Source organism: Streptomyces sp. NPDC050549, from assembly GCF_040655035.1.
GTDB lineage: Bacteria > Actinomycetota > Actinomycetes > Streptomycetales > Streptomycetaceae > Streptomyces.
The window spans coordinates 1-22,975 of the sequence record NZ_JBFAJD010000071.1 but is presented as its reverse complement, the minus strand read 5'-3'; the positions used below and the strand labels follow the sequence as shown (position 1 = coordinate 22,975).

Annotated in this window: 25 protein-coding genes and 1 pseudogene; 14 read left to right on the top strand and 12 right to left on the bottom strand. The window is 71.9% G+C overall.

Annotated elements, in window-relative coordinates:
• The first annotated feature begins 2 nt into the window (after positions 1-2).
• From AB0I51_RS46335 to AB0I51_RS46320, 4 genes are read left to right on the top strand one after another with little or no spacing between them, the layout of a single operon-like run.
• The gene (locus AB0I51_RS46335; RefSeq protein ID WP_362985212.1) at positions 3-1,016 is read left to right on the top strand and encodes a zinc-dependent alcohol dehydrogenase; all 1,014 of its coding nucleotides are present in this window, start codon (positions 3-5) and stop codon (positions 1,014-1,016) included.
• Positions 1,017-1,055: 39 nt separating this feature from the next.
• Positions 1,056-2,189, top strand: coding sequence for an NAD(P) transhydrogenase subunit alpha (locus AB0I51_RS46330; RefSeq protein ID WP_362985210.1), 1,134 nt, complete (start codon positions 1,056-1,058; stop codon positions 2,187-2,189).
• Complete coding sequence (locus tag AB0I51_RS46325) at positions 2,186-2,503, top strand: NAD(P) transhydrogenase subunit alpha (RefSeq protein ID WP_362985206.1); 318 nt, start codon at positions 2,186-2,188, stop codon at positions 2,501-2,503. The genes AB0I51_RS46330 and AB0I51_RS46325 overlap by 4 nt, the downstream gene beginning before the upstream one ends.
• 5 nt (positions 2,504-2,508) lie before the next feature.
• On the top strand, positions 2,509-3,927 hold the full coding sequence (locus tag AB0I51_RS46320) for an NAD(P)(+) transhydrogenase (Re/Si-specific) subunit beta (protein WP_362985204.1): 1,419 nt from the start codon (positions 2,509-2,511) through the stop codon (positions 3,925-3,927).
• Between the two features lie 59 nt (positions 3,928-3,986).
• On the opposite strand, the gene AB0I51_RS46315 is transcribed toward AB0I51_RS46320, so the two are convergent.
• The 5 genes from AB0I51_RS46315 to AB0I51_RS46295 all read right to left on the bottom strand — a co-directional run bounded on the left by AB0I51_RS46315 (position 3,987) and on the right by AB0I51_RS46295 (position 9,483).
• Positions 3,987-5,612 (bottom strand): NAD(P)-binding protein, encoded by a 1,626-nt coding sequence (locus tag AB0I51_RS46315; RefSeq protein ID WP_362985202.1) that lies wholly within the window; start codon positions 5,610-5,612, stop codon positions 3,987-3,989.
• Positions 5,609-6,616, bottom strand: coding sequence for a thiamine pyrophosphate-dependent enzyme (locus AB0I51_RS46310; RefSeq protein ID WP_362985200.1), 1,008 nt, complete (start codon positions 6,614-6,616; stop codon positions 5,609-5,611). The genes AB0I51_RS46315 and AB0I51_RS46310 overlap by 4 nt, the downstream gene beginning before the upstream one ends.
• Positions 6,613-7,854, bottom strand: coding sequence for a pyruvate ferredoxin oxidoreductase (porA, locus tag AB0I51_RS46305; protein WP_362985198.1), 1,242 nt, complete (start codon positions 7,852-7,854; stop codon positions 6,613-6,615). Before porA ends, AB0I51_RS46310 begins: the two co-directional genes overlap by 4 nt.
• The gene (locus AB0I51_RS46300; protein WP_362985196.1) at positions 7,838-8,422 is read right to left on the bottom strand and encodes a 2-oxoacid:acceptor oxidoreductase family protein; all 585 of its coding nucleotides are present in this window, start codon (positions 8,420-8,422) and stop codon (positions 7,838-7,840) included. The genes porA and AB0I51_RS46300 overlap by 17 nt, the downstream gene beginning before the upstream one ends.
• Before the next feature lie 176 nt (positions 8,423-8,598).
• A complete protein-coding gene (locus AB0I51_RS46295; RefSeq protein WP_362985194.1) occupies positions 8,599-9,483 on the bottom strand; it encodes a universal stress protein in 885 nt (294 codons plus the stop codon).
• Between the two features lie 183 nt (positions 9,484-9,666).
• Here AB0I51_RS46295 and AB0I51_RS46290 point away from each other — a divergent pair, with 183 nt between their 5' ends.
• From AB0I51_RS46290 to AB0I51_RS46280, 3 genes are all read left to right on the top strand, one after another.
• Positions 9,667-10,338, top strand: coding sequence for a CBS domain-containing protein (locus tag AB0I51_RS46290; protein WP_362985224.1), 672 nt, complete (start codon positions 9,667-9,669; stop codon positions 10,336-10,338).
• Between the two features lie 115 nt (positions 10,339-10,453).
• Positions 10,454-10,876, top strand: a complete 423-nt coding sequence (locus tag AB0I51_RS46285) for an Hsp20/alpha crystallin family protein (RefSeq protein WP_362985192.1) — start codon at positions 10,454-10,456, stop codon at positions 10,874-10,876.
• A 115-nt stretch (positions 10,877-10,991) separates the two neighbouring features.
• Positions 10,992-12,431, top strand: coding sequence for an MBL fold metallo-hydrolase (locus tag AB0I51_RS46280; RefSeq protein ID WP_362985190.1), 1,440 nt, complete (start codon positions 10,992-10,994; stop codon positions 12,429-12,431).
• Between the two features lie 363 nt (positions 12,432-12,794).
• On the opposite strand, the gene AB0I51_RS46275 is transcribed toward AB0I51_RS46280, so the two are convergent.
• The 3 genes from AB0I51_RS46275 to AB0I51_RS46265 all read right to left on the bottom strand — a co-directional run bounded on the left by AB0I51_RS46275 (position 12,795) and on the right by AB0I51_RS46265 (position 14,336).
• Positions 12,795-13,310 (bottom strand): universal stress protein, encoded by a 516-nt coding sequence (locus AB0I51_RS46275; protein ID WP_362985188.1) that lies wholly within the window; start codon positions 13,308-13,310, stop codon positions 12,795-12,797.
• Positions 13,311-13,427: 117 nt separating this feature from the next.
• Positions 13,428-14,081 carry a DUF4389 domain-containing protein gene (locus tag AB0I51_RS46270; protein ID WP_362985186.1) on the bottom strand — a complete coding sequence of 218 codons (654 nt, stop codon included), beginning with the start codon at positions 14,079-14,081 and terminating at the stop codon, positions 13,428-13,430.
• A 30-nt stretch (positions 14,082-14,111) separates the two neighbouring features.
• Complete coding sequence (locus AB0I51_RS46265) at positions 14,112-14,336, bottom strand: hypothetical protein (protein WP_362985184.1); 225 nt, start codon at positions 14,334-14,336, stop codon at positions 14,112-14,114.
• 238 nt (positions 14,337-14,574) lie between these two features.
• Between AB0I51_RS46265 and AB0I51_RS46260 the strand changes: the two genes are divergently transcribed.
• From AB0I51_RS46260 to AB0I51_RS46245, 4 genes are all read left to right on the top strand, one after another.
• Positions 14,575-15,474, top strand: a complete 900-nt coding sequence (locus AB0I51_RS46260) for a universal stress protein (RefSeq protein WP_362985182.1) — start codon at positions 14,575-14,577, stop codon at positions 15,472-15,474.
• Between the two features lie 16 nt (positions 15,475-15,490).
• The gene (locus tag AB0I51_RS46255; RefSeq protein ID WP_362985180.1) at positions 15,491-15,760 is read left to right on the top strand and encodes an SHOCT domain-containing protein; all 270 of its coding nucleotides are present in this window, start codon (positions 15,491-15,493) and stop codon (positions 15,758-15,760) included.
• Positions 15,761-16,001: 241 nt separating this feature from the next.
• On the top strand, positions 16,002-16,850 hold the full coding sequence (locus tag AB0I51_RS46250; protein ID WP_362985178.1) for a universal stress protein: 849 nt from the start codon (positions 16,002-16,004) through the stop codon (positions 16,848-16,850).
• A 169-nt stretch (positions 16,851-17,019) separates the two neighbouring features.
• Positions 17,020-17,679: a GNAT family N-acetyltransferase gene (locus AB0I51_RS46245; protein WP_362985176.1), complete on the top strand. Its 660-nt coding sequence runs from the start codon at positions 17,020-17,022 to the stop codon at positions 17,677-17,679.
• Positions 17,680-17,681: 2 nt separating this feature from the next.
• Here the strand turns inward: AB0I51_RS46245 and AB0I51_RS46240 are convergent, their stop codons facing one another.
• Both AB0I51_RS46240 and AB0I51_RS46235 read right to left on the bottom strand, forming a co-directional pair.
• Positions 17,682-18,671 (bottom strand): hypothetical protein, encoded by a 990-nt coding sequence (locus AB0I51_RS46240; protein ID WP_362985174.1) that lies wholly within the window; start codon positions 18,669-18,671, stop codon positions 17,682-17,684.
• 133 nt (positions 18,672-18,804) lie between these two features.
• A complete protein-coding gene (locus AB0I51_RS46235; protein ID WP_362985172.1) occupies positions 18,805-19,506 on the bottom strand; it encodes a response regulator transcription factor in 702 nt (233 codons plus the stop codon).
• Between the two features lie 225 nt (positions 19,507-19,731).
• On the opposite strand from AB0I51_RS46235, the gene AB0I51_RS46230 reads away from it, so the two are divergent.
• Positions 19,732-20,310: a hypothetical protein gene (locus tag AB0I51_RS46230; RefSeq protein ID WP_362985170.1), complete on the top strand. Its 579-nt coding sequence runs from the start codon at positions 19,732-19,734 to the stop codon at positions 20,308-20,310.
• A 65-nt stretch (positions 20,311-20,375) separates the two neighbouring features.
• On the opposite strand, the gene AB0I51_RS46225 is transcribed toward AB0I51_RS46230, so the two are convergent.
• Positions 20,376-21,035, bottom strand: coding sequence for a CBS domain-containing protein (locus tag AB0I51_RS46225; RefSeq protein WP_362985168.1), 660 nt, complete (start codon positions 21,033-21,035; stop codon positions 20,376-20,378).
• Positions 21,036-21,070: 35 nt separating this feature from the next.
• A complete protein-coding gene (locus tag AB0I51_RS46220) occupies positions 21,071-21,535 on the bottom strand; it encodes a cyclic nucleotide-binding domain-containing protein (protein ID WP_362985166.1) in 465 nt (154 codons plus the stop codon).
• Between the two features lie 206 nt (positions 21,536-21,741).
• On the opposite strand from AB0I51_RS46220, the gene AB0I51_RS46215 reads away from it, so the two are divergent.
• Together AB0I51_RS46215 and AB0I51_RS46210 are read left to right on the top strand one after the other, a co-directional pair.
• A complete protein-coding gene (locus AB0I51_RS46215) occupies positions 21,742-21,942 on the top strand; it encodes a hypothetical protein (RefSeq protein WP_362985164.1) in 201 nt (66 codons plus the stop codon).
• Positions 21,943-22,670: 728 nt separating this feature from the next.
• Positions 22,671-22,975: pseudogene (locus tag AB0I51_RS46210) on the top strand (hypothetical protein); the annotation flags it as partial.

The following is a 22,975-nucleotide window of genomic DNA, read 5'->3' as shown; positions in this document are numbered from 1 at the left end:
TCATGAAGGCAGCGGTCGTCACCGACTTCGGCAAGCCCCTGGAGATCCAGGACCTGCCCACACCCGAGCCCGGCCCCGGCCAGGTGCTCGTGAAGATGGAGGCCTCCGGCCTCTGCCATACCGACATCCACGCGGCCCACGGCGACTGGCCGGTCAAGCCGCAACCGCCCTTCGTCCCCGGCCACGAGGGCGTCGGCCCCGTACAGGCCGTGGGCGCGGGCGTCTCCGCCGACCTGATCGGCAAGCGGGTCGCCGTCCCGTGGCTCGGCTCGTCCTGCGGCACCTGCCGCTACTGCGTCTCCGGCTGGGAGACCCTGTGCGAGAGCCAGGTCAACTCCGGCTACTCCGTGGACGGTTGCTACGCCGAGTACGCGGTCGCCAGCGCCGGTGCGATCGTCCGGGTCCCCGACGGTGTGTCGTCCTTCGACGCGGCACCGCTGACCTGCGCGGGCGTCACCACGTACAAGGCGATCAAGGTCGCCCGGGTGACCCCGGCCGAGCGGGTCGCCGTGTTCGGCGTCGGCGGCCTCGGCCACCTGGCCGTGCAGTACGCGCGCCTCGTCGGCGGGTTCGTCACCGCCGTCGACCTCGAACCCGACAAGCTGGGCCTCGCCCACCAGCTCGGCGCCGACGTGATCGTCAACGCCCGTACGCACGACCCCGTCGAGGAGATCAAGAAGGCCGGCGGCGCGGACGTGGCCGTCGTGCTGGCCGCCGCGCCCAAGGCGTTCGAGCAGGCGTACCGGTCGCTCAACCGCGGCGGACGACTGGTCATGGTCGCCCTGCCCGCCGACAACGCGTCGATCAACGTGCCGATCTTCGAGACCGTGCTCGGCGGGATCTCCGTCATCGGCTCCATCGTCGGCACCCGTCAGGACCTGTCCGAGGTGTTCGCGCTGCACGCGGCCGGCCGCACCAAGGTCATCGCCGAACCGCGGCGCCTGGACCAGGTCAACGACTCCTTCGACGAGGTCCTCGGCGGACGGGCCGAAGCACGGCTCGTCTTCGAATTCTGACCCCGGCAACCCCGGGGCCACAGGGAGAGGCAGCAGATCATGGGAACCGTCACCGTAGGAGCCGTACGGGAGAGGGCGCCCGGTGAACGCCGGGTCGCGCTCGTCCCCGAGGCAGTAACCCTCCTGCACCGGGCCGGAATCGAAGTTCTCGTCGAGGCCGGTGCCGGGTCCGGCGCCTGGTTCACCGACGCCGACTACACCGAGGCCGGCGCGACCGTCGTGTCCCCGGAGGAGCTGTACGCACGCGCGGACGCCGTGCTGTGCGTCGGACCGCCGGACCCGGAGAGCGCAGAGGCGCTGCGCACCGGGCAGACCGTGATCGGCCTGCTCGAACCGCTCCGCCATCCCGCCCTGGTCGACGAACTGACGGGGCGCGGGGTCCGCACGGTGAGCCTCGACCTGCTGCCCCGCACCCTCAGCCGCGCGCAGTCCATGGACGCGCTGACCTCCCAGGCCAACGTCGCCGGCTACAAGGCGGCGGTCCTCGCCGCCGACTCCTACGACCGGTTCTTCCCGATGCTGACCACCGCGGCGGGCACCATGCGCCCGGCGCAGGTCCTCGTCCTCGGCGCCGGAGTGGCCGGGCTCCAGGCGATCGCCACCGCCCGCCGCCTCGGCGCCGTCGTCTCGGCGTACGACGTACGCCCCGCGTCCCGAGGGGAGGTGGAGTCGCTGGGCGCCCGGTTCCTCGACATCCAGACCGTCCAGGCACCGGAACCGGGCGCCGAACAGACCGGCTACGCAAGGGAGTTGACCGAAGAGGAGCAACAGGCGCAGCGGGCCGCGCTGAACGAGCACATCGCCCGCTCCGACGTCGTCATCACCACGGCCCAAGTGCCCGGCCGCAAACCACCGTTGTTGGTGACCGCCGAGGTCGTCGGGCGGATGAAGCCCGGCTCGGTCGTCGTCGACCTCGCGGCGAGCGAGTTCGGCGGCAACGTCGAGGGCACCGAGACCGACAAGACCACCGTCCTCGACAACGGCGTGACCCTGATCGGCGCCGGCGGCCTGCCGTCCGCCATGGCCACCGCCGCGTCCACCGCCTACGCCCGCAACCTCGTCGCCCTCCTGCGCCACCTGGCGCCCGACGGCGAACTCGTCCTCGACCCGACCGACGAGATCACGGCCGCCCTGACGGGCGGAGCGTCCCAGACAGGAGGTGCACCCTCATGAACAACCTCGACCTCCTCACCGCGATCACCGTCTTCGTACTGAGCGTCCTGGTCGGCATCGAGGTCATCAGCAAGGTCCCGGCGACCCTGCACACCCCGCTGATGTCCGGCTCCAACTCGGTGCACGGAATCGTCGTCATCGGCGCCATGCTCATCGCCGCCGAGTCGCACACATGGCTCGGATACGTGCTGGCCTTCGTGGCCATGGTGTTCGGCGCCATGAACGTGGTCGGCGGCTACGTCGTCACCGACCGGATGCTGGAGATGTTCAAGGCCCGGCCCACCGCCAAGAACAACGAGAAGGCGGAGGTGTGACCGCCATGGACACCGTCTCCAACGCCGTCCACTACGTCTTCCTGATCGCGGCCGCCTGCTTCGTGCTCGGCCTGCACCTGATGAACCACCCGCGCACGGCCCGCCGCGGCAACACGCTCTCCGCCGGTGCCATGGCCGTCGCGATCGGTGCCACGGTGTGGCTCGTCGTCCACGAGGGCCGGATCACCAGTACCGGCTGGCTCGTCCTGGTCTGCGGCGGTCTCGTCGGCGCCGCGCTCGGCCTGTGGGCCGCGCGCGAGGTCAAGATGACAGCGATGCCTCAACTGGTCAGTATCTTCAATGCCGTTGGTGGTGGCGCCGCCGCCCTCATCGCGGTCAACGACCTGCTGCAGGCCGACCAGCCGGCCGCACTGGGCGCACGCGTCTCGCTGCCGGGCGCCCTGAGCATCGTCATCGGCGCGGTCACCTTCTCCGGTTCGCTGGTCGCGGCGGGCAAGCTCCAGGGCCTCGTGTCCGGTGCGCCGGTTGTGTTCCCTGGGGCGCGGCTGCTCAACGTGCTGCTCCCGGTGTCCTTCGCCGTCGGCACCGTCTGGCTGGTGCTGGCCCCGGACTCCACCACGGCCCTGTACGGGCTGGTCGTCGTCGCCCTGCTGTTCGGCGTGACGATGGTGCTGCCCATCGGCGGCGCCGACATGCCCGTGGTCATCGCCCTGCTGAACGCCTTCACGGGATCGGCGGTCGCGATGGCGGGCTTCGTCCTCAACGAGACCGCCCTGATCATCGCGGGCATGCTCGTCAGCTCCTCGGGCGGCATCCTCACCAAGCTGATGGCCGATGCCATGAACCGCTCCATCATGAACATCGTGATCGGCGGCTTCGGCACCGGCGACAGCGCCCCGACGCCGGTCGGCGCGGACGGAGCACCCGCCCAGGTGCGCGCGATCTCCGTCGACGACGTGGCGATCCAGCTGGCGTACGCGCGCAAGGTCATCTTCGTCCCCGGGTACGGCCTCGCCGCCGCCCAGGCACAGCACGAACTCGGAGACCTGGCCAAGCTGTTGACCGAGCACGGCGTCGACGTCAGCTACGCCGTCCACCCGGTGGCCGGCCGCATGCCTGGACACATGAACGTGCTCCTGGCCGAGGCCAACGTGCCGTACACGCAGCTCAAGGAGATGGACGAGGTCAACCCCGAATTCCCGCAGGCCGACGTGGCGTTGGTGATCGGCGCCAACGACGTGACGAACCCGATCGCCCGCCGCCCCGGCAACGCGATCTCCGGTATGCCGATCCTCGACGTCGACAAGGCGAAGAGCATCGTCGTCATCAAGCGCTCGATGGGGCATGGCTACGCGGGCGTCGACAACGAGCTGTACACCGAGCCGAGGACCGGCATGTTCTTCACCGACGCGAAGAAGGGACTGACCGAACTCAAGGCGGCCGTCGGCGAGTTCGTCGGCTGACGCACCACGAGGTGGGCCCCCGCGCTCCAAGCGCGGGGGCCCACCTCATGCTCGCTCTCTCACTCCTCCGGCACCATCTCGATCGCCCCGCTCGGGCACTCGGCCACGCACAGCCCGCAGCCCTTGCAGTAGTCGAGGTCGACGGTGAACCCCTTGCCGGGGCCGAGCTTGGTGATCGCGTTGTCCGGGCAGACGCCGTAGCAGTTGTCGCACTCGAAGCAGTTCCCGCACGACATGCACCGCCGGGCCTCGAACAGTGCCGTGGACTCGTCGAGCCCCTGTACCACCTCGTCGAACGTCGAGACGCGCCGGGCCATTTCGAGCCGTGGCCGCATGGAGGCGGGCGCGTCCGCGTAGTACCAGGTGTTCAGGTTCTCGAAGTCGGCCGGGGCGTGCTTGGTGCCCGGGTCGTACGAACTCCCGCGCAGATACGCGTCGATGTGCCGGGCCGCCTTCTTGCCGTGGCCCACGGCGACCGTGACCGTCCGGTCGGCGGGCACCATGTCCCCGCCGGCGAAGACGCCCTGATGACCCGTCATCAGTCCGTCGGCGACCTGGACCATGCCGTGGTCGACCGCCAGATCCGGCACGTTCTTCAGCAGGGAGAGGTCGGAGTCCTGGCCGAGGGCGAGGACCACCGTGTCGGCCTCCAGCTCCTCGAACTCGCCCGTGGGCTGCGGGAATCCGGTCTCGTCGAGCTCCATCCGCTCGATGGTGAGGTGCCCCTCGTCGGCGTGCTTGATGGTGGAGAGCCATTTCATCCGGACGCCCTCCTCCAGGGCCTCCTCGACCTCGATGTCATGGGCCGGCATCCGGTCCCGGTTGCGCCGGTAGACCACCACGGCGTCGGTCGCGCCCAGCCTGCGGGCGGTGCGCGCCGCGTCCATGGCCGTGTTGCCACCGCCGTAGACCGCGACCCGCCGCCCCAGCAGGGACGGGCCCTCGCCCTCCATGCTGCCGAGGAGGGCCACCGCGTCGAGGATCTTCGCGCTGTCGCCGGCCGGGATGTACGTGCGCCGGCCGATGCCCGCGCCCACGGCGAGGAACACCGCGTCGAAGCCCTCGTCGCGCTGGGCGGCGAGCACGTCGTCGACGCGGGTGTCCAGTTCGAGCGTGACTCCGAGCGCCACGATGCGGTCGATCTCCGCGTCCAGGACCTCGCGCGGCAGCCGGTAGCGCGGGATGCCGTAGCGCATCATCCCGCCGGGCTGCTCCTGCGCCTCACGGATCGTCACCTCGTGGCCGAGGAGCCGGAGATGGTAGGCGGCCGACAGTCCGGCGGGGCCGGAGCCGACGACCAGGACGCGCTTGCCGGACGTCGCCGAGGGAGCCTCGACGGTCCAGCCCTGCTTGATCGCCTCGTCGCCGAGGAAGCGCTCGACGGAGTTGATGCCTACGGCGTTGTCGACCTGGACGCGGTTGCAGGCGGTCTCGCAGGGGTGGTAGCAGACCCGGCCCATGACGGCGGGCAGCGGGTTGTCCCGCATCAACTGCCGCCAGGCGGACTCGTAGTCGCCGCTCTCCGCGTGGAACAGCCACTGCTGGATGTTCTCGCCGGCCGGGCAGGCCTGGTTGCACGGCGGCAGCCGGTCGACGTACTGGGGACGCTCGGTCCGCCAGGCGCCGGTGTGGTTGGCCAGGCTGGAGCCCACGTCCAGGGTGATCGCGAACGGTTTGTCCTTCATGGCACTGTCTCCTCGGCGAGCAGCCCGAAGCGGGCGATGTTGCGGTCGGCGGTCCGCTGGAGACGGTCGATGACGTCCGTGCGCACCTCGGGCTTGAACAGGTGCGCGTACCGCTTCTGCGGGCGCAGGTACTCCTCGACGGGGACCCGTCGCCGGATCGGCGTGACGTCGGTGACCTCGCCGTCCACGGCCTCGAACACAGGGAACAGGCCCGTCTGTTCGGCCAGCCGCGCGATGCGCACCGTGTCGTGGGACGCCGTGCCCCAGCCCAGCGGGCAGGGCACCAGTACGTGCAGATAGCGGGCGCCGCGCATCCCCATCGCCCGGTGCACCTTGGCCTCCAGGTCGCGCAGGCCGGCCACGGTCGCGGTGGCGACGTAGGGGATCTCGTGCGCCATCGCGATCAGCGGCAGGTTCTTGCCCTGCCCGAATGGGGCGCCGGGCTCCTCGCCGACCGCCTGGGTGGTGGCCGTGCGCGCGGCCGGGGGAGTGGCACCGGAGCGCTGCACGCCGGTGTTCATGTAGGCCTCGTTGTCGTAACAGACGTACAGGACGTCGTCGTTGCGCTCGAACATGCCGGACAGACAGCCGAGCCCGATGTCGACGGTGCCGCCGTCGCCGCCCTGCCCGACCACCCTTATGTCGGTGCGGCCCTTGGCGCGCAGCGCGGCGGCCACGCCCGCGGCGACCGCGGGTGCGTTGCCGAACAGGGAGTGCAGCCAGGGCAGTTGCCAGGACGTCTCGGGGTAGGGCGTGGAGAAGACCTCCAGGCAGCCGGTCGCGTTGACCGCGATCACCTTGCCGCCGGCCGCCCGTTGGGCCGCGTCCAGGATGTAGCGGGCGCCGAGCGCCTCGCCGCAGCCCTGGCAGGCGCGGTGGCCGCAGGTCAGCGCGTTGGCGCGGGCCGGGTCGGCCTGGTCGGACTGCAACTCGGGCCCCAGCAGCCGGTTTCCGGCGGCGAAGCTGCCCACCTGGTAGAACTTGACCTGTGGTGCGGCGCTCATCGGTTGCTCCCCACATCGCGCAGGATGTTCTCCGCGGACGGGCCCGACCGCCTGGTCTGCGCCATCCGTTCCAACTCCCGCTCCACCAGTTCGGTGTTGAGGTCCAGGAATGTCAGTTGCTCCAGACGTCCGGCGACCGCGTCGTCGAACAGCCGGTGCAGCGACTCCTTGGTGATCGGCCGCCCGCCCAGCCCCGCGATGACGGTGTGCCCGTCGAGGTGGATCCCGGACAGTGCGGTCCGTACGTTCGCCGACACGATCCCGCCGATGCCGACCGCCAACGCCCGCTCCAGCACGACCACTTGGCGGGCCCCGCCGAGCACGGTCCGTACCGCGTCCAGCGGGAACGGACGGAACGACGTGATCGCCAGCGCCCCGATCCGCACCCCGCGCTCCCGCATCTCGTCCACGACGTCGCACACGGTGCCGAACACCGAGCCCAGCGCCACGACGATCGTGTCGGCGAACTCGCAGCGGTAGGGATGGAGCAGCCCGCCGGAGTCACGGCCGAAGACCTGCCGGTACTCCTCGGCGATCCGCGGTATTGCGTCCAGGGCCTGCATCTGCTTGGCGTGCGCCAGATAGCGCACCTCTGTGAAGGCCTCCGGACCGACCATCGCGCCGATCGACACGGGCTCGTCCGGGTCCAGGACCTGACGCGGCTCGTACGGCGGCAGGAACGCGTCGACCTGTGCCTGCTCCGGCACCTCGATGCGCTCCCAGGCGTGCGTGAGGACGAAGCCGTCCATGCACACCATCACCGGCAGCGACAGCTCCTCGGCCAGCTTGAACGCCTGCGGGTGCAGGTCGGCGGCCTCCTGGTTGTCGCGCGCGTACAGCTGGATCCAGCCGGAGTCGCGCTGCGACATGCTGTCGCTGTGGTCGTTCCAGATGTTGATCGGCGCGCCGATCGCCCGGTTGGCGACCGTCATCACGATGGGCAGGCCGAGCCCGGAGGCGTTGTAGAGCGCCTCCACCATGTACAGGAGCCCCTGGCTGGCGGTCGCCGTGTAGGCGCGGGCACCGGCCGCCGAGGCTCCGATGCACATCGACATCGCGGCGAACTCCGACTCGACGTTGACGTACTCGCAGGGCTTCAGCGCGCCGGACTTCACCAGGCGGCTGAGCTCCTCGACGATGTGCGTCTGGGGCGAGATCGGGTAGGCCGCGATCACCTCGGGGCGGCAGTACGCGACGGTCTCGGCGACCGCCCGCGAGCCCTCAGTCTGCTTGAGCATGCGCTTGCTCCTCCCACTGGGCGGTGCTGACGTGGTCGTACGCCTCCCGGGCGGCGGCCGCGTTCGCGGTCCCCAGCTCGCCGGGGAAGCGTTCCTGGATCGCGGCCGTGAGCGAGTCGACCGACACGCACCCGGTGAGTGCGGCCAGCCCGCCCAGCAGGACCGCGTTCGGCACCGGCCGCCCGAAGTGCCGCAGGGCGAGGGCCGTGGCGGGGACGGTCAGGGCCCGGCCGGGTGTGATCACGTCCGAGATGCCCAAGTCCCCTATGGGAAGCGGTGAGTTGACCAGCACGCTGCCGCCGGGGCGCAGCCCCTCGAAGACGTTCACCTGGTGCAGCAGCGTCGCGTCCTGGATCACCAGCGCGTCGGGCCGCATGACGGGCTCGCGCACCCGGATGGGCCGGTCGTCGATGCGGCAGAACGCCATCACCGGCGCCCCCGTGCGCTCGGACCCGAAGCTCGGGAAGGCCTGCGCGTGGCGGCCCTCCAGAAACGCGGCCACCGACAACAACTCCGCGGCCGTGACGGCACCCTGACCGCCGCGGCCGTGGATGCGTACCTGGAACATGTCGTACTCCCTCCGGACGGTCTGCTCTTCTGTCCTATCCCGGGGAGGGGCGGACTCCGCAGGGGCCGAATGTCCCTGTACAGGGGCCGAGGGGGCACGGTGACGCCGTCCGGTGGGCGGGGGAGGGCAGACCGCGTCCCGGTCCGGCCGGAGGCGGCCGGGCCGGGACGCAGGGGTCACTCGTGCGGGACGATCGCGACCGGGCAGCGGACGTGGTGCATCACCGCGTGGTCGACCGGTCCGGTGTGCGCGCCGACCCTGGCCGGGCGGTTGCGGCGGCCGACGACCAGCAGGCCGGCGTCCGCGGCAGCGCCCTGGATCAGGTGTGCCGCGCGGTCGTTCGCGACGACCTCGTGGACCTCCACCGTCGGATATTTCTCGCGCCACGGCCCGAGGACCCTGGCCAGCTCGCGTTCGGCCTCCTCCTGCGCGCTCGTGTTCTTCGCGCCGGGCCCGGGCGAGATCGACTGCGTCCACGCGTGCACCACACGCAGCGGTGCGGACCGCATGGCAGCGCTCTCGAAGGCGAACGCGAGAACGTCCTCGCACAGGTGCGCCGTGTCGACACCCACCACGACCTCGCGGTACGGCTCACGGGCCGACGGCTTGTCGTCGGAGCCGGGCATCCGCTCGCTCGCGGAGGTCTCGTCGGCCCGGACCAGCACGACCGGACGCGTCACGCGGGCCACCGTCGCCAGCGCCACGGAACCGGCCAGGAACCCGCCGAATCCGCTGAACGCACGGCTGCCCAGCACCAGCAACTCGCCCTCCGCGCAGGCCGCCACGAGGGCGTCGGACGCGGGCCGGGCGATCTGCTCGCCGCTGAGATAGACCTGTGGATAACGCTCGTTGACCCGGTCCATGGCCTCGCGGATGATCCGCCTCGACCAGAACCGGGGCGCCTCCAGCTCGGGCAGCGTCGACGGTTCGGGCGAGGCCGCCTCCCACGCGTGCACCAGCCGCAGCGGCACACCGCGGCGCAGCGCCTCCCTCGCCGCCCAGTCGGCGGCGGCGAGGCTCTCGCGTGAACCGTCCAGTCCTACGACAACAGGACGCAGCACGGTCAACACCTCCCTGGTATCGGTGGCCGCGGGCCGGTCCGCAGGCCCGCTACCACCAGCGTCGTCCCGACGGCACCACGCGAGGAGAGCCCATCGGGGCCCAGGTGGGGACCGTTCGGCCCATGCGTCCGGTACTGCCGTCACCGAGGCTGAAGGTGTCCCGTGACAACGCCGGAGGACACCATGCACAGCACGCCGCACATCGTCAGCGATGTCATGACCCGCACCGTCGTCGCTCTCGGGCGCGGGGCCGGGTTCAAGGACATCGTGAAGACCATGCAGCAGTGGAAGGTCAGTGCCCTTCCCGTCCTGGACGACGAGCGGCGGGTGATCGGCGTGGTCTCCGAGGCAGACCTGCTGCCCAAGGAGGCCTTCCACGACGGCGACCCGGACCGGTACGCCGAACTGCGCCGGCTGTCCGACCTGACGAAGGCCGGGGCCGTCACCGCCGGTGAGCTGATGACCGCGCCGGCCCTCACCGTCCACGCCGACGCGACCCTCGCCCGGGCCGCGCGCACCATGGCCGTGACCCGGACCAAGCGGCTCCCCGTGGTCGACGACAAGGGCGTGCTGAAAGGCATCGTCAGCCGCTCCGACCTGCTGAAGGTGTTCCTGCGGGCGGACGACGACATCGCGGAGGAGATCCGCCGCGAGGTCGTCGCCCAGCTGTTCCCGGAGCAGGCCGAGACGATCCGAGTGGAGGTGCGCGACGGCGTCGCCACCCTCACCGGCCGTATCCCCGACACCGCCCTCGTGCCCGCCGCCAACCGCCTGGTGCGCGCGGTGGAGGGAGTGGTGGACGTGGACTGCGCGCTCCTGGGACCGCCCCGCCGTCCGGACCCCGACCCCTTCTGAAAGCGGCGGGTGACCGGCCGCCAGGGCCGACCGGGTCGAGCACGGGCCCGGTCGGCCCACGCGCGTGCCGCCCACGCGCGGGACGCTGGAAGTGGCCAAGAAGAGGAGGGAGAACATGAACGGCATGATCGAGCGACTGCCGGGCTGGCCGACACTTCCCGAGCTGTTCGGCTGGGTCGAGACAGGACTCCCGGGCACGCACACGGTTCCTGGACTGCACACCATCCGGATCGAGGAGCACCTGGCCGACGGGACGTACGTGCTGCGGGCCGAGCTTCCCGGCATCGACCCCGCGAAGGACGTCGAGATCACGGTGACGGAAGGCGTTCTGACCCTGAGGTCCGAGCGCAGTGAGGAGACCACGCAGAAGCACCACACGGAGTTCCGCTACGGCAGCTTCGCCCGCTCCGTCCGGCTGCCCGCCGGCGCGAAGGGCGACGAGGCCACCGCCACGTACAAGGACGGTGTCCTGACCATCACGGTCCCGGTGCCCGAGACGAAGGCAGGCACCCGGACCATCCAGGTGCAGCACGGCTGAGCGCGCGCACGCGCCGTGCCGCACCCCGTGCGTGCGGCCGGGAGGGCAGGGCCCCCGGCCGCACGCACGACCGCAACACACGATTGATCTCCGCTCCTTCGACGAGGAGACCGCCATGACCCCGGACGAAGCAAGAGCGTCGGCACGCCCCGCACAGGTCCGCACCAGACCCGCACTGCTCACCTTCCTCGGCGGCGTGGGAACGGTCACCGGCAGCAAGTTCCTCGTCGAGAGCGACCACGCGCGTGTCCTCGTGGACTGCGGACTCTTCCAGGGCCTCGCCGATCTGCGCCGGATGAACTGGCGGCGGCTGCCCTGCGACGCGACCGACATCGGGGCGGTGGTCGTCACCCACGCCCACCTCGACCACTGCGGATACCTGCCCAGGCTGGTGCGGCACGGCTTCCGCGGCCGCATCGTGACGACCGAGTACAGCGCACGCCTCATCGAGATCGTGCTCCGCGACAGCGCCAAGCTCCAGATCGAGGCCGCCCAGCACGCCAACGACCACGGCTGGTCCAAGCACCGGCCCGCACAGCCGCTGTACGACGAATCGGACGTGGACCGCACCCTCAAGCTCATCGACCCGGTACCGACCGGCGAGAGCACCGAACTCGCCCCGCACACCCGTCTCACGCTGCACCCGGCCGGACACATCCTCGGCTCGGCCTGGGCCCTGCTCACCCTGGAGGACGGGCACACCCTCGCGGTCAGCGGCGACCTCGGGCGCCCCGGGCATCCCCTGCTGCGGCCCCCGGAGCCGTTCTCCGGGGCGGACGTCCTCCTCATGGAGTCGACGTACGGCAACCGCCGGCACGAGGAGGACGCCGGGCGGGCCCACTTCGCCGACGTCCTGACCCGCACCCTCAGGAGGGGCGGCACGGTCGTCATTCCGGCGTTCGCCCTCGACCGCACCGAGGTCGTCCTGCACGAGCTCGCCGAACTTCGCCGGCGGGGCCCGCTGCCCGCCGCCGTACCGGTGTACGTGGACAGCCCGATGGCCCTCGCCGCACTGGACGTCTACCGGGACGCCGTCCTCGCCAAGGCCCCCGAACTCCGCCCCGAGGTCACGGCCACCGGCACGGACGCGCTGAGCCCCGAGCCGTTCCTCGCGGCACGGACCGTCCAGGAGTCGATCGAGATCGGGCGTACCACCGGGCCCGCCGTCATCGTCTCGGCGTCCGGCATGGCCACCGGTGGCCGTGTCCTGCACCACCTGGAGCGCCTGCTGCCCGACCCGCGCAACACCGTCATGGTGGTGGGCTTCGCCGCCCGGGGCACCCGGGCACGCGACCTCGTCGACGGAGTCAAGGCGCTCAAGATGTTCGGCGAGTACGTACCCGTGCGCGCGGAGATCGCCGACGTACCGCACTTCTCGGCCCACGCGGACGCGGGCCAGATCCTCGACTGGCTGCGCGGCGCGCCCGCCCCGCACACCACCTACCTGGTGCACGGCGAACCCGACGCGGCCGAGGCGCTGCGGGATCGTATCGACCGGGTGCTGGGCTGGACGGCCGTCGTGCCGCGTTCGGGGGAGCGGGTCCTCGTGCGGTGACGGCCCGGTACCGGGTCAGTACGGGAGGGGTCTGCCGGACGGGGTCCGCAGATCGAGCGGCGCGGGCCGACGCGGGGCCGAGGGGCGCTTGGTCTCCTGTATGCGCTTCATGACCGACGCCTCCTGGATTCCCGTGGGCCGGGTGCCTCTCACCCGGCCACCGCGTATGCCCTGAGCCTCGTCCGTGACAGCTCGTACGACGATGGGGCCTTGGACCCCGGTCCGTGGGCCACCGCGACCACACATCGGATCCGACCGGCCCCACCCCCTGTACCCGTACGGCACCCCCGCACCCTCCCGGCCCTCCGCTCACGAGAACCGGCCCGGACCTCGGGTCCGGGCCGGCGGTTCTTCCCGACGGCGCTAGCAGGAGGCACCGCTCCTGGCCGGCGAAGGCCGGTCGACGGCTTCCCGCGGCTCCCGGGACGGCTCCGTGACCGGCACGGTCACCACCGGAACCGTCGAGTGCCGCAGGCATTCCCGGCCCACCGGGCCGACCGAGGGCAGCCCGAAGGTCCCGTGCGCCTTGCGCCCCAGGGCCAACAGCAGGGCGCCGCGCGCCTGTTGGAGCAGCACGCGGGCGGGCGGCCCCTCCACCACGACGTGGCGCACGGCACCGTCGATCCGGGGCCCGAGGGCCTCGCGCACGGTGGCGGTGAGGATCCGGGCGGCCCGTTCGTGCTCCTGGGCGGCCGTCGGACGAGCGGGCGCCGGAGCGTAGGGCGCGTGTCCGCTCGCGGCCGGCTCCCAGGCGTGCACGGCGAGGAGACCCGTGTGCAGGACTTCTGCCTGCTCGGCCGCCCAGCGCAGCGCCGCCATCGACGCCTCGGATCCGTCTACGCCCACCACGATGCCCTTGCCGTCGGTGTGTTCGGTCATGGCAGCCTCCCCGGTCGGCCTCTTCTCACCACAGTGGCCCGGACACGGACGCCGCGGCCTGGGCCGACGGGGCCTTGTCCGGGCCCAAAGGTCCCTTGCCGCCGTGACCCCGGAGGGTCAGGACGGGACCTCCGGTTCGTCACCTCCCTGGTCGAGCCGGAACGGCGGATACACGTCGGTGAGGAGCGCCGCGTACGCGACCACGCGCAGCACCCACCGGTTGAGCCCGATCACCAGGTCGAACAGCCCGCGCGGATAGCGCCCGGTGGCGGCCAGCGAGACCCCGGCGAACAGGACGAGCAGCGTGATGAGCCCGCCCGAGGCCCAGGGCACCTTCAGCCCGCCCAGCAGGAACGCCAGGATCAGATAGTGCGGAACCGCCAGGAGCCACCACTTCACCAGGACGAGACCGCGGGACAGCTGCTCCGGGTACGCCAGGTCCCAGTGGGCGGGGTAGTCGGGCACGTCGGCGAGGGTGAAGGGCGGATAGCGGTCGGTGCCCAGGGCGCCGTACGCGTAGTACGCCACCCGCCAACTCCAGCGCAGCACACCGGTGTTGAAGTCGAACAGCGGGCGCGGGTAGCGGCCGGTGAACAGAATCGAGAAGAAGGCGGCCACGCTCGCCCCCACGAACGCCACCCACAGGAACAGCAGGACGACGTAGTGGGGGAGGGCGAGCAGCCACTTCACCAGCCACAGCCAGCGGGACTCGGGCCGATCGAGTTTCGCGGTCAGCCGGGCCGGATGTGCTGCGGACATCGCTTCATTCATGGCGATCGATCCTTTCCGGGGCCGGTGCGGTCAACTCCGGTAGTGCTGGTGGTCGTCGTGCTTGCCGATGTAGTGCCGTTCCTCGATGACGGCCTCGCGCTCGCCCGGGCGCAGTACGGTGCCGCGGGTGCCCATGAAGGTGATGAGCCCGAGGGCTCCCGCCACCATCAGGAAGAAGCCGACGACGAACGAGTTGTAGCCGAACACCAGGCAGCCGCCCAGCACGGTCGCGCCGATCAGAATGAGAGGAATCATGACCGTCTCCTTGACTTGGCCGCGACGGGCTCCGGATGCCGTCCCTGTCGGGAGCCACGGCATCCTTCCTCCGGCGTCACCGCCAGCGTCTCGCTGCGGTGTCCGTCGGCCCAGGGGCTGACCGGGCAGACGGTGGGGCCGGATGGTCCCGTGCGGGGCCCGGCGGCCCCTCCCGCCCCGGCGCGCGACGGACGACGCTTGCACCGAGGAACACACCGAGTGTGGGGAGGTGCTGATCATGCTCGCGTCCGTCATGGCAGGAGTGGACGGATCGCCGGAGAGCCTGGCCGCCGCCGAATGGGCGGCTCGGGAAGCGCTGCGCCGAGGCCTGCCGCTGCGGCTGGTGCACGCCTGTGACTGGCATCCGCGTCGTGGAGAGTGGGAGTCCGGCAGCGCGACCCAGCGGTATCTGGCGCGGCGCGCCCTGCAGCAGGCCGAGGACCGGGTCCGGGCCGCGTGTCCGGACGTGCGCCTGTACGACGACCAGGTGGAGGGGCCCGCGATCCCGGCTCTGCTGAAGCTGGCCGAAGGTGCCGAGCTGGTGGTGCTGGGTTCGCGCGGCCTGACCGGTGTCGCCGGGTTCCTGGTGGGCTCGGTCGCACAGGGTGTCGTGGCCCGTGCCACGGTCCCCGTCGTTCTGGTCCGGGCCGGCGAGGAGGCCGCGGACGAACAACTGCCGGCCACCGGCGACAGTGCCGGCCGGCGGACCGGGTACCGGGACGTGGTCCTGGCCGTCGACCTCGACTCACCCGCCGAAGAGGTGATCGAGTTCGCCTTCGAGGCGGCCCGGCTGTGCGGGGCGCGGCTCCGGGTCGTCCACGCCTGGCAGACACCCGTGCTCGGGCTCGGCCCCGGCGAGGTCGACCTGCTCAACGACCCGCATCGGGCCGAGGAGCGGCAGGCCGCCCTGACCGGTGCGCTGCGGCTGTGGCGCGACAAGTACCCCGATGTCGAGGTCGTCGAGACGGTGACCAAGGACCGGCCCCGGACCGCGCTGATCCGGGCCGCCTGTGGCGCGAGCCTGCTGGTCGTCGGCCGCCGGACCGCGGATCGGCCGGTCGGCCGCCGCGTCGGTCCGGTGACCCATGCCGCTGTCCACGACGTCGACTGCCCTGTCGCCGTCGTTCCGCACTCCTGAGGATGTGATCACCGTGATGACGTACTGGAACCAACACGGCATGAGCGGATGGGACTGGTTCGCGATGTCGATCGGCTCGGTCCTGCTGTGGGCCCTGCTCGTGACCGTCGCCGTCCTGCTCATCCGCAATCTGAGCCACGCCTCTCGGCGTCCGCAGTCTCTCGGATCGCCCCCGCCCGAGCAGGTGCTCGCCGACCGGTTCGCCCGCGGGGAGATCGACGAGGAGGAGTACCGCAACCGCCTGGCCGTCCTGCGCACGGACGGTTCCAGGCTCACCGAACACTGAGGCCGGGGGCGGGACGACGATCGACGGCGCAGGCCGTCCGTCGCCCCGCCCCTCGGTGTGTGGACCCGGTCGCCGTGCCGTCCGCGGAACCGGCGGCTCCGAGGGGCACGGGCACGGGGGCCGGTCGGTGGGCCGACGGGGTCCGTCCGGCCCCTGTGGGCGCGCCGGGGACCGCACGACTCTGGAGTCCTGTGAAACGCCCCTTCCGCCAGGGAGGGTGCCTGGAGAGGGGTGAACTGTGATGAGTGGCCCGGTGGTCGTGGGAGTGGACGGTTCGCGGTCGAATCTGGCGGTGGTGGAAGCCGCCGCGAAGGCGGCCGAACGGCTCGGCGTCGGCCTGGAGTTGACCCAGGTGGTCGGCTGGCCGGCCCAGGCGGGACGGTTCGGCATTCCCACATGGGAGTCGGACGGGACCGCTGGACGCGAGTCGAGGACCAGTGCGCTGGCCGAGGCGGAGCGGCACGCCCACAGTGCCGCACCGCGCGTGCGGATCTCGCGCGAAGTCCTCGTCGGGGAGCCCGAGAACGTGCTGGAGCGCGAGTCGCGCACCGCGTCTCTGACGGTCGTCGGAGCCGATGGCGCGCAGGGCTACGGTGCCCTGCGCAAGGGTTCGCTGGCCGGGCGCCTGTCCGCGCGGTCGTCCGGTCCGCTGCTGGTCGTCCGCGGCAGGCCGAACCCGGCCGGTCCGGTGCTGCTCGTGGTACACGGCACGTCGACGCTGCGTGGAGCCGCCGAATTCGCCTTCGCCGAGGCCTCGGCGCGCGGGGCGGACCTCGTGGCCGTACAGCTGCGGAACGTCTCCGCCGCGCGGCCCTACGGCGGGTCCGCCCCCGCCGTGACCGAGGACGAGGAGGACGCCGAGCTCGCCGCTGCCCTGGCGGGGCTGCGCGAGCGGTACCCGGACGTCACCCTGCGGTGCCGCCGGCCCCGCGGCCGGTCCCGCCGGGCCCTCGTCGAGGCCAGCTCCGACAGTCAGCTTCTCGTCGTCGGGGCGCGCGGCCGGTTCGGGTTCGTGGGCCTGCCGCTGGACCCGGTCTGTCAGGTCGCGCTGCGCGAGGCGGACTGCCCCGTCGCCCTCGTCCGCTGCTGACCGTGCGGAAGGTCGCAGGAACAGCGCCCGGGAGAACGCCGGTCGGCGTTCTCCCGGGCATTCCCGGTTCCGGAAGTCACCACCTTGTCGACGACGGACTCTCGCGGGTTGCCCCCACTCCTGATGTAATAGACGTAATGCAGGTTCGTCGCTTACGCGGGGAGGGGTTTTGTCTTTCAGGAACACGGCCGAAGCCGTGGCGGCGTGGGTCGACGGCTGGGCCCTTTCACGTGGCGCGGCCGAACCGGCGCCCTGCTCCTGGGGTTTCACCATCGATGTCGGTCTGCCCCGGCACGTCATGCGCCACGTCCTGACCACCGCCGACGAGCCGACCGTCCGCAAGATCACCGAGAACGCCACCGCCCCGGGCGTCCGGCTGAAGGCGTTCCTGGCACCGGAGACCCTCACCCCCTGGCTGACACCCGGCTGGTCCCTGGCAGCCTGTCCCGGCTTCCTGATGTCGGCCCCACTGCACGCCTCCCGCACCGACGTCCCCGACGGCTACCGGCTGCGCACCTGGAACCGCGCCGGCGTGACCCGCGTCCTGGTGCGCACCGCGGAGGGCGCCTTCGCCGCGCGCGGTCAGATCGCCGTCACCGGCTCCACCGCCGTCGTCGACCAGGTGGAGACCGACCCGGCCCACCAACGCCGCGGCCTTGGACGCCTGGTGATGGCCACGCTCGCCAGCGCCGCTGCCGGACAGGACGCCGCAGTCGGTGTGCTGGGCGCGACGCCGGAGGGCCGGGCCCTGTACGAGCGACTCGGATGGCGCGTCCTGGCGCCCCTGACCAGCGCCGTGCGAGGCCCGGACCCCGTTGATCGGCCGTAGCGTCAGCCGAGCCGGGCAGGCGCCGCGTCCTCCCCCAGGACCTGACGCGCGGTACGGCGCGGTGAGGCGGGCCCCTGCGGGCCGTAGCCGAGTCGGAGCACCATCTGGGTGTGCGCACGCCGGTTGTCCGACAGCTGCTCGCGCAGGTCGGGCCACTCCAGCGCCTGGTGGAGCAGGGAAGCCCGTACGCCGTGCGCGGTGGCCAGCAGCAGGGCGCGTTCGAGTGCCTCACCGGCGCGCAGCCAGTCCGTCCGGCGGTCGTGGAGGGTGGACAGGACGGCGATGGAAGGCCGTTTCTCGAAGGGGCGGGCCACAAGTGTCATGGGGTGTCGGTGGGAGCCGAAGTCCCGCATCGGGATCTGTTCCCGGAAGTCCTGTGGCCCGACCGACTCCGGCGGCATGCCGAGCCCCTCGCCGTTGGGCGGGTGGACCCAGCGGCGGCTCTCCGCCGCCCGGTCGGAGTCCGTGGAGTTGCGTTGCTCCGCCTCACGGGTCAGCCGCAGCAGCCGGTCGGTCTCCGCGGGCCCGGGAAGGTCGAGCACCGCACCCTCCGCATGGGCCGCCTCGGCGAGTTCGGCCAGCACGGAGGCCGGTACCTGCCGGTCGGAGAACGGGAAGCGGCTGCTGTGCCGGCGCCAGACCGCGTCGTACAACCGCGGCGGCGGTGAGAACCGTGCGGTTCCGGCGAGTCGTACGGTGGCCAGCAGGTCGGGCTCGTGGGGCCGGGGGAGCAGCCGGGTCACGGGCTCCCAGCCGTGGTGGAGGACCGCCACACGCAGGTTGAACAGCGCACAGCCGACCGAGATGTGCAGAGCACGCCCCGACGGGTCGATGTGCCGCAGGCCGCGTTCCGCGACCGCCCGGATCTCCAGCGTGACGGTGTCCGGATCAAGCCGGAACCGCCAGGGCTGGGTGTTGTGGATCGAGGGTGCGGCGACGGACGCCGCGATCAGCGTCTCCAGGGTCGGCACGTCGAGAACCGTGCTGGACATGTGGACTCCTCCCCGCCCCGCCCCCAAGAGCGGCCGGGCTGTTCGCTGTTCCTGCCCAGCGTGGTCCTGCGAGGAGGACCAGGAGGAGGGGCCGTTCGGCCTTGGGAGCGCGCCGGAAGGCCCGGCCCGCGGCTCAGTTGCCGGAGCGGTCGCCGGACTCGGGCTGCTCCAGGTGCGAGGCGAGCACGGCGGCCTGCACCCGGCGCTGGACACCCAGCTTGGCCAGCAGCCGGGAGATGTGGTTCTTGACGGTCTTCTCCGACAGATACAGCTTCTTGCCGATCTCGCGGTTGGTGAGACCGTCCCCGATCAGCGCCAGGATCTCCCGTTCACGCGGGGACAGGCTCGCCAACTCCGGTGCGATCTCCGGGGCTTGGGCGGGTTCGGCGCGCAGCGAGCGCATCAGACGGGCCGTCGTCGCGGGGTCGAGCATCGACTGCCCGGAGGCGACCGTCCGTACCGCCGAGATGAGGTCGGAGCCCTTGATCTGCTTGAGCACATAACCGGAGGCCCCGGCCATGATGGCGTCGAGCAGGGCGTCCTCGTCGTCGAACGAGGTCAGCATCAGTACCGCCAACTCCGGCATCTGGTCGCGCAGTTCGCGGCAGACGGTGATGCCGTTGCCGTCGGGGAGGCGCACGTCCAGGACGGCGACGTGCGGACGCACCGCGGGTGCCCGCACCAGCGCGTGCGCGACGTTCTCGGCGTCGCCGACCACCGAGATGTCCTCCTCGGCGTCCAGCAGGTCGGACAGGCCACGTCGCACGACCTCGTGGTCGTCCAGCAGGAACACACGGATCGGATCCTGTGCGGTGAAGGTGCGTGCCTCGGTCATCTCGACCCCTCGTTCCCCGGTGTGTGAGCGGACGGCGGACCACCCGTGAGCACGATCATCACGCGCCAGGCCCGGAAGTACTAGGGCCGACCGGCCCAACCGGTCCTTCCGGCGTGTCCTCACCGGCCCCCGCGCGACGGTCGGGCGGCCCCTCCCGGCGGCGGTCACCCGGTGGGACCGTCCTCTTGTTCTCGTCTCCATGATGCCCGTGAGGGGGTGTGACCGATGCGGAAGATCAAGCGCGTGAAGGTCCTGGGGTGGCGCTGGCGGCGCAACGAGCTGCGTCGGCACAGCGACGCGGTCGAGGCCTGGATCGTGCTGGGCGCCTGGGCGCTCGCGACGACCGCCGGGGCCGCGGCCGGTGCGGCCGGCGCCCAGGCCGTGGCGGCGGCGCAGGCGCGGGACGCGGCGGACCGCCGGCCGGCGACCGCCGTGCTCCTCGGCACCGTGCCGCGCGGTGAGGGCGTCGGGGTCGACTACAACCGCGTGAGGGCGGAGGTGCGCTGGACCGACGCGCAGGGCACCGTGCGGACCGCAACGGCGGACGTGAAGGCCGGAACGGACACCGGCAGCACGGTCCCGGTGTGGACGGACGGGCACGGCCGCCTGGTGAGCGAGCCCCCGAGCCCGGCCGTGGCGACGGCGCGGGTGGTGGCCGCCGGTACGGGAGCCGGGCTGGCCGGCGGACTGTTCGTGCTCGCGGGTGGACGCCTGATCCGGCTGAGGGTGGAGCGGCGGGCCACCGACCAGTGGGGCGAGGAGTGGGAGCGGGCCGCCGCGCGGTGGGGGCGCAGGACCGGCTGAGACGCCGTTGCCCCGCCGGCCGTCAGTGGCCGGCGGGGCAACGGTCCACGGGCTGCCCGGACTTCTCACTCCCCGGAGCGGTCGGGCCCCTCGAGAGCGAACTCCACGTCCACGACTCCCTCGACGGCTCGGACGAGCCGCGCGGCCACGGGAACCAGGGAGGTGTCCCGTACCCGGCCACCGAGCCGTACGACCCCTTCCCGCACCTCGACCCGCACCGCCGACGCGGGACCGGGGAACAGGTACGCCACCACCTCCCGCCGCACCTCCTCCGCGATCTCCTCGTCGGTCCGTAGGAACACCTTCAGCAGGTCGGCCCGGCTGACGATGCCCTCCACCCGGCCAGCGTGGTCGACGACGGGCAGCCGCTTGACCTTGGCCCGGGCCATGGTCCGCGCGGCCTGCGCGAGGGTCGTGCCCGCGCTCACGGTCAGCGCGGGCGAGGTCATCAGCTCGCCCGCGGTCACCGAGCCGGCCTTCGCGAGGTCCGACAGCCGGCGCAACTGCGTCTGCCGGTCGGGGTCGTTGTCGCGAAACTCCTCCTTCGGCAGCAGATCGGCCTCCGAGACGATCCCGATCACACGGTCCGCGGCGTCGAGCACGGGCATGGCGCTGACCTTCCGCTCCTGCATCGTGCGGACGATGTCCTTGAAAGCGGCCCCGCGGACGACGGTGGCGACGGTGCGGGTCATCACGTCGCCCACGATGTGCGGTGATCCATGCATGGTCACTCCTCGCTCGTGGCGGTCCGTCGGCGTGGTCACCGCATGCCGCCGCTGCCGTACGGGGCGTACAGGTCCAGCAGCCGGGTGCGGGCCGAGCGGAGTCGGTGGGCCACGATGTCGCCCACCCACTGGGAGATGGTCATCCCGAACTCGGGATCGTCCTTGCACAGTGTGCGTACGGCCGTGGCGTCGAACTCCCAGGCACGCACCGGGGTCGTCGCCTCGGCGCCCAGGTGCCAGGAGTGCGGGCCGAACAGCCAGGACCAGCCGACGAGTTCGTTGTGTCCCAGCGATTCGATGACGGCGGCCCGGCGGCCGGGCACGCGCATGTCGAGGGCGATGGTGCCGGTGCGGATGATCCAGAACCGGTCGGCGCGGGCGCCCTCCTCGAAGAGCCGGGTGCCCTGCGGGATCGACACCTCCCGAGCGAGCTCCATCAGCCGTTCACGGTGCTCCGCGGGCAGGGCCCGCGGCAGGCTCGTGGCCGGGGAAGCGTTCATGGCGTGCCTCCAGAAATTCTTGCGGACCTACCACCTCCAGCGTGTGCCGTTGGGGCCCGTCCTGCCATGGGCCACCCGGCCTGCGGAACGGGCCGACCGGCGCCCCCGGGGGAGCCCTGCGGCACCCTGTGCCGGCGCGTCTCCCGCGGTTCGATGAAACCGAGAGAAGCACTCGGCAGATCGGCAGAGACGAGGGGGTGGACACCGTGGGCACGACCTTGACACCGGAGTTCTGGAGGCAGTTCGCCGTCCTGCTGGTGATCGCGGCGGCGCTCACCGTCGTGGTCGGTGCCGCGCTCGACGCGCTGGTGCTGCGGATGCGCGCCCGCCGGACCCCGCGGCGGTCGCAGGTCTCACCGGTGGTCCACACGCACCGGCCGACCGGGCGGACTCCCGTCCACCACTGACGCAGCGTTCGTGAAGGCTGGACCCGCAGTCACCGGTACACGGTGACCTGCGGGTTCGTCGTTTCCCGGAACGCGGTGCGATCGCCCTGTCCCTCTTCGGCGTCGCCGTCCGACTGGCCGTCCCGGCCTTCGGGCGCCTGGGGCCGGTCGGGCAGCAGCCGACCATGCGGTCACCTACTGCGACGCGTCCGCGCCGGCCACGACCTCCCGGGGCGGCGGTCGTCCCGACCTCGTCTGCCGGGGGTTCGTGGATCCGGCGCCGGCCTCCGACGACAGGACACACTGGATGACGGCGACCGGCTGGGCCGCGCGCTCTCCCCGCTGGTCCCGCTCGCTTCGCGGGCCTGTTCGCCAAGGTGCCGGTGGCCGCCCACCGCGGCCGGAGGAACTCCGGGCGGTCGCCCGCGCGGTCGTCCGAGCAGGAGGGGCCGCGCTCCCGCCACGGCCTGAAGTCGTCCGCCCCGTACCGGCGTTCACGGCAACCGTACTGACGGCCGGTCGGCGAGCCGGACGGCATCGACAGCCACCACTCCGGCGCCGGGGGCCCCGGCCCGCTCCCCATGGGCCGTGCGCTGACCGGAGCCTGTCCTGACGGAGGCCCAACAGGCCCTGTGGAAGGGGCCGTTCAGCCCGCCATCGGCGGACCAACGGCATCAGGTGACGGACGTCCCGGCGCACCAGAGTGAGCGGTGCAACGAACGATCCGACACCTCGAAAGGACAACGATCATGGCTGTGCACGAGCACCCGCACCGCACCTCAGGCTTCCACCTGCCGACGTTCCGCAGGAACGGGTCCGCGTCCGAGGGCGCCGTGACGGCAGCCGCCACGGAGACCACTACGGTGCGTGCCTACGCGTTCGCGTCGCTGCGTCTGCTGACGGGGTTCGTCTTCCTGTGGGCGTTCCTGGACAAGACGTTCGGGTTCGGTTATGCCACCCCTTCCGGGAAGGGGTGGATCGACGGTGGTTCGCCGACGAAGGGTTTCCTGAGTTCGGTGGCGGCGGGTCCGATGGAGTCCACGTTCCATGACTG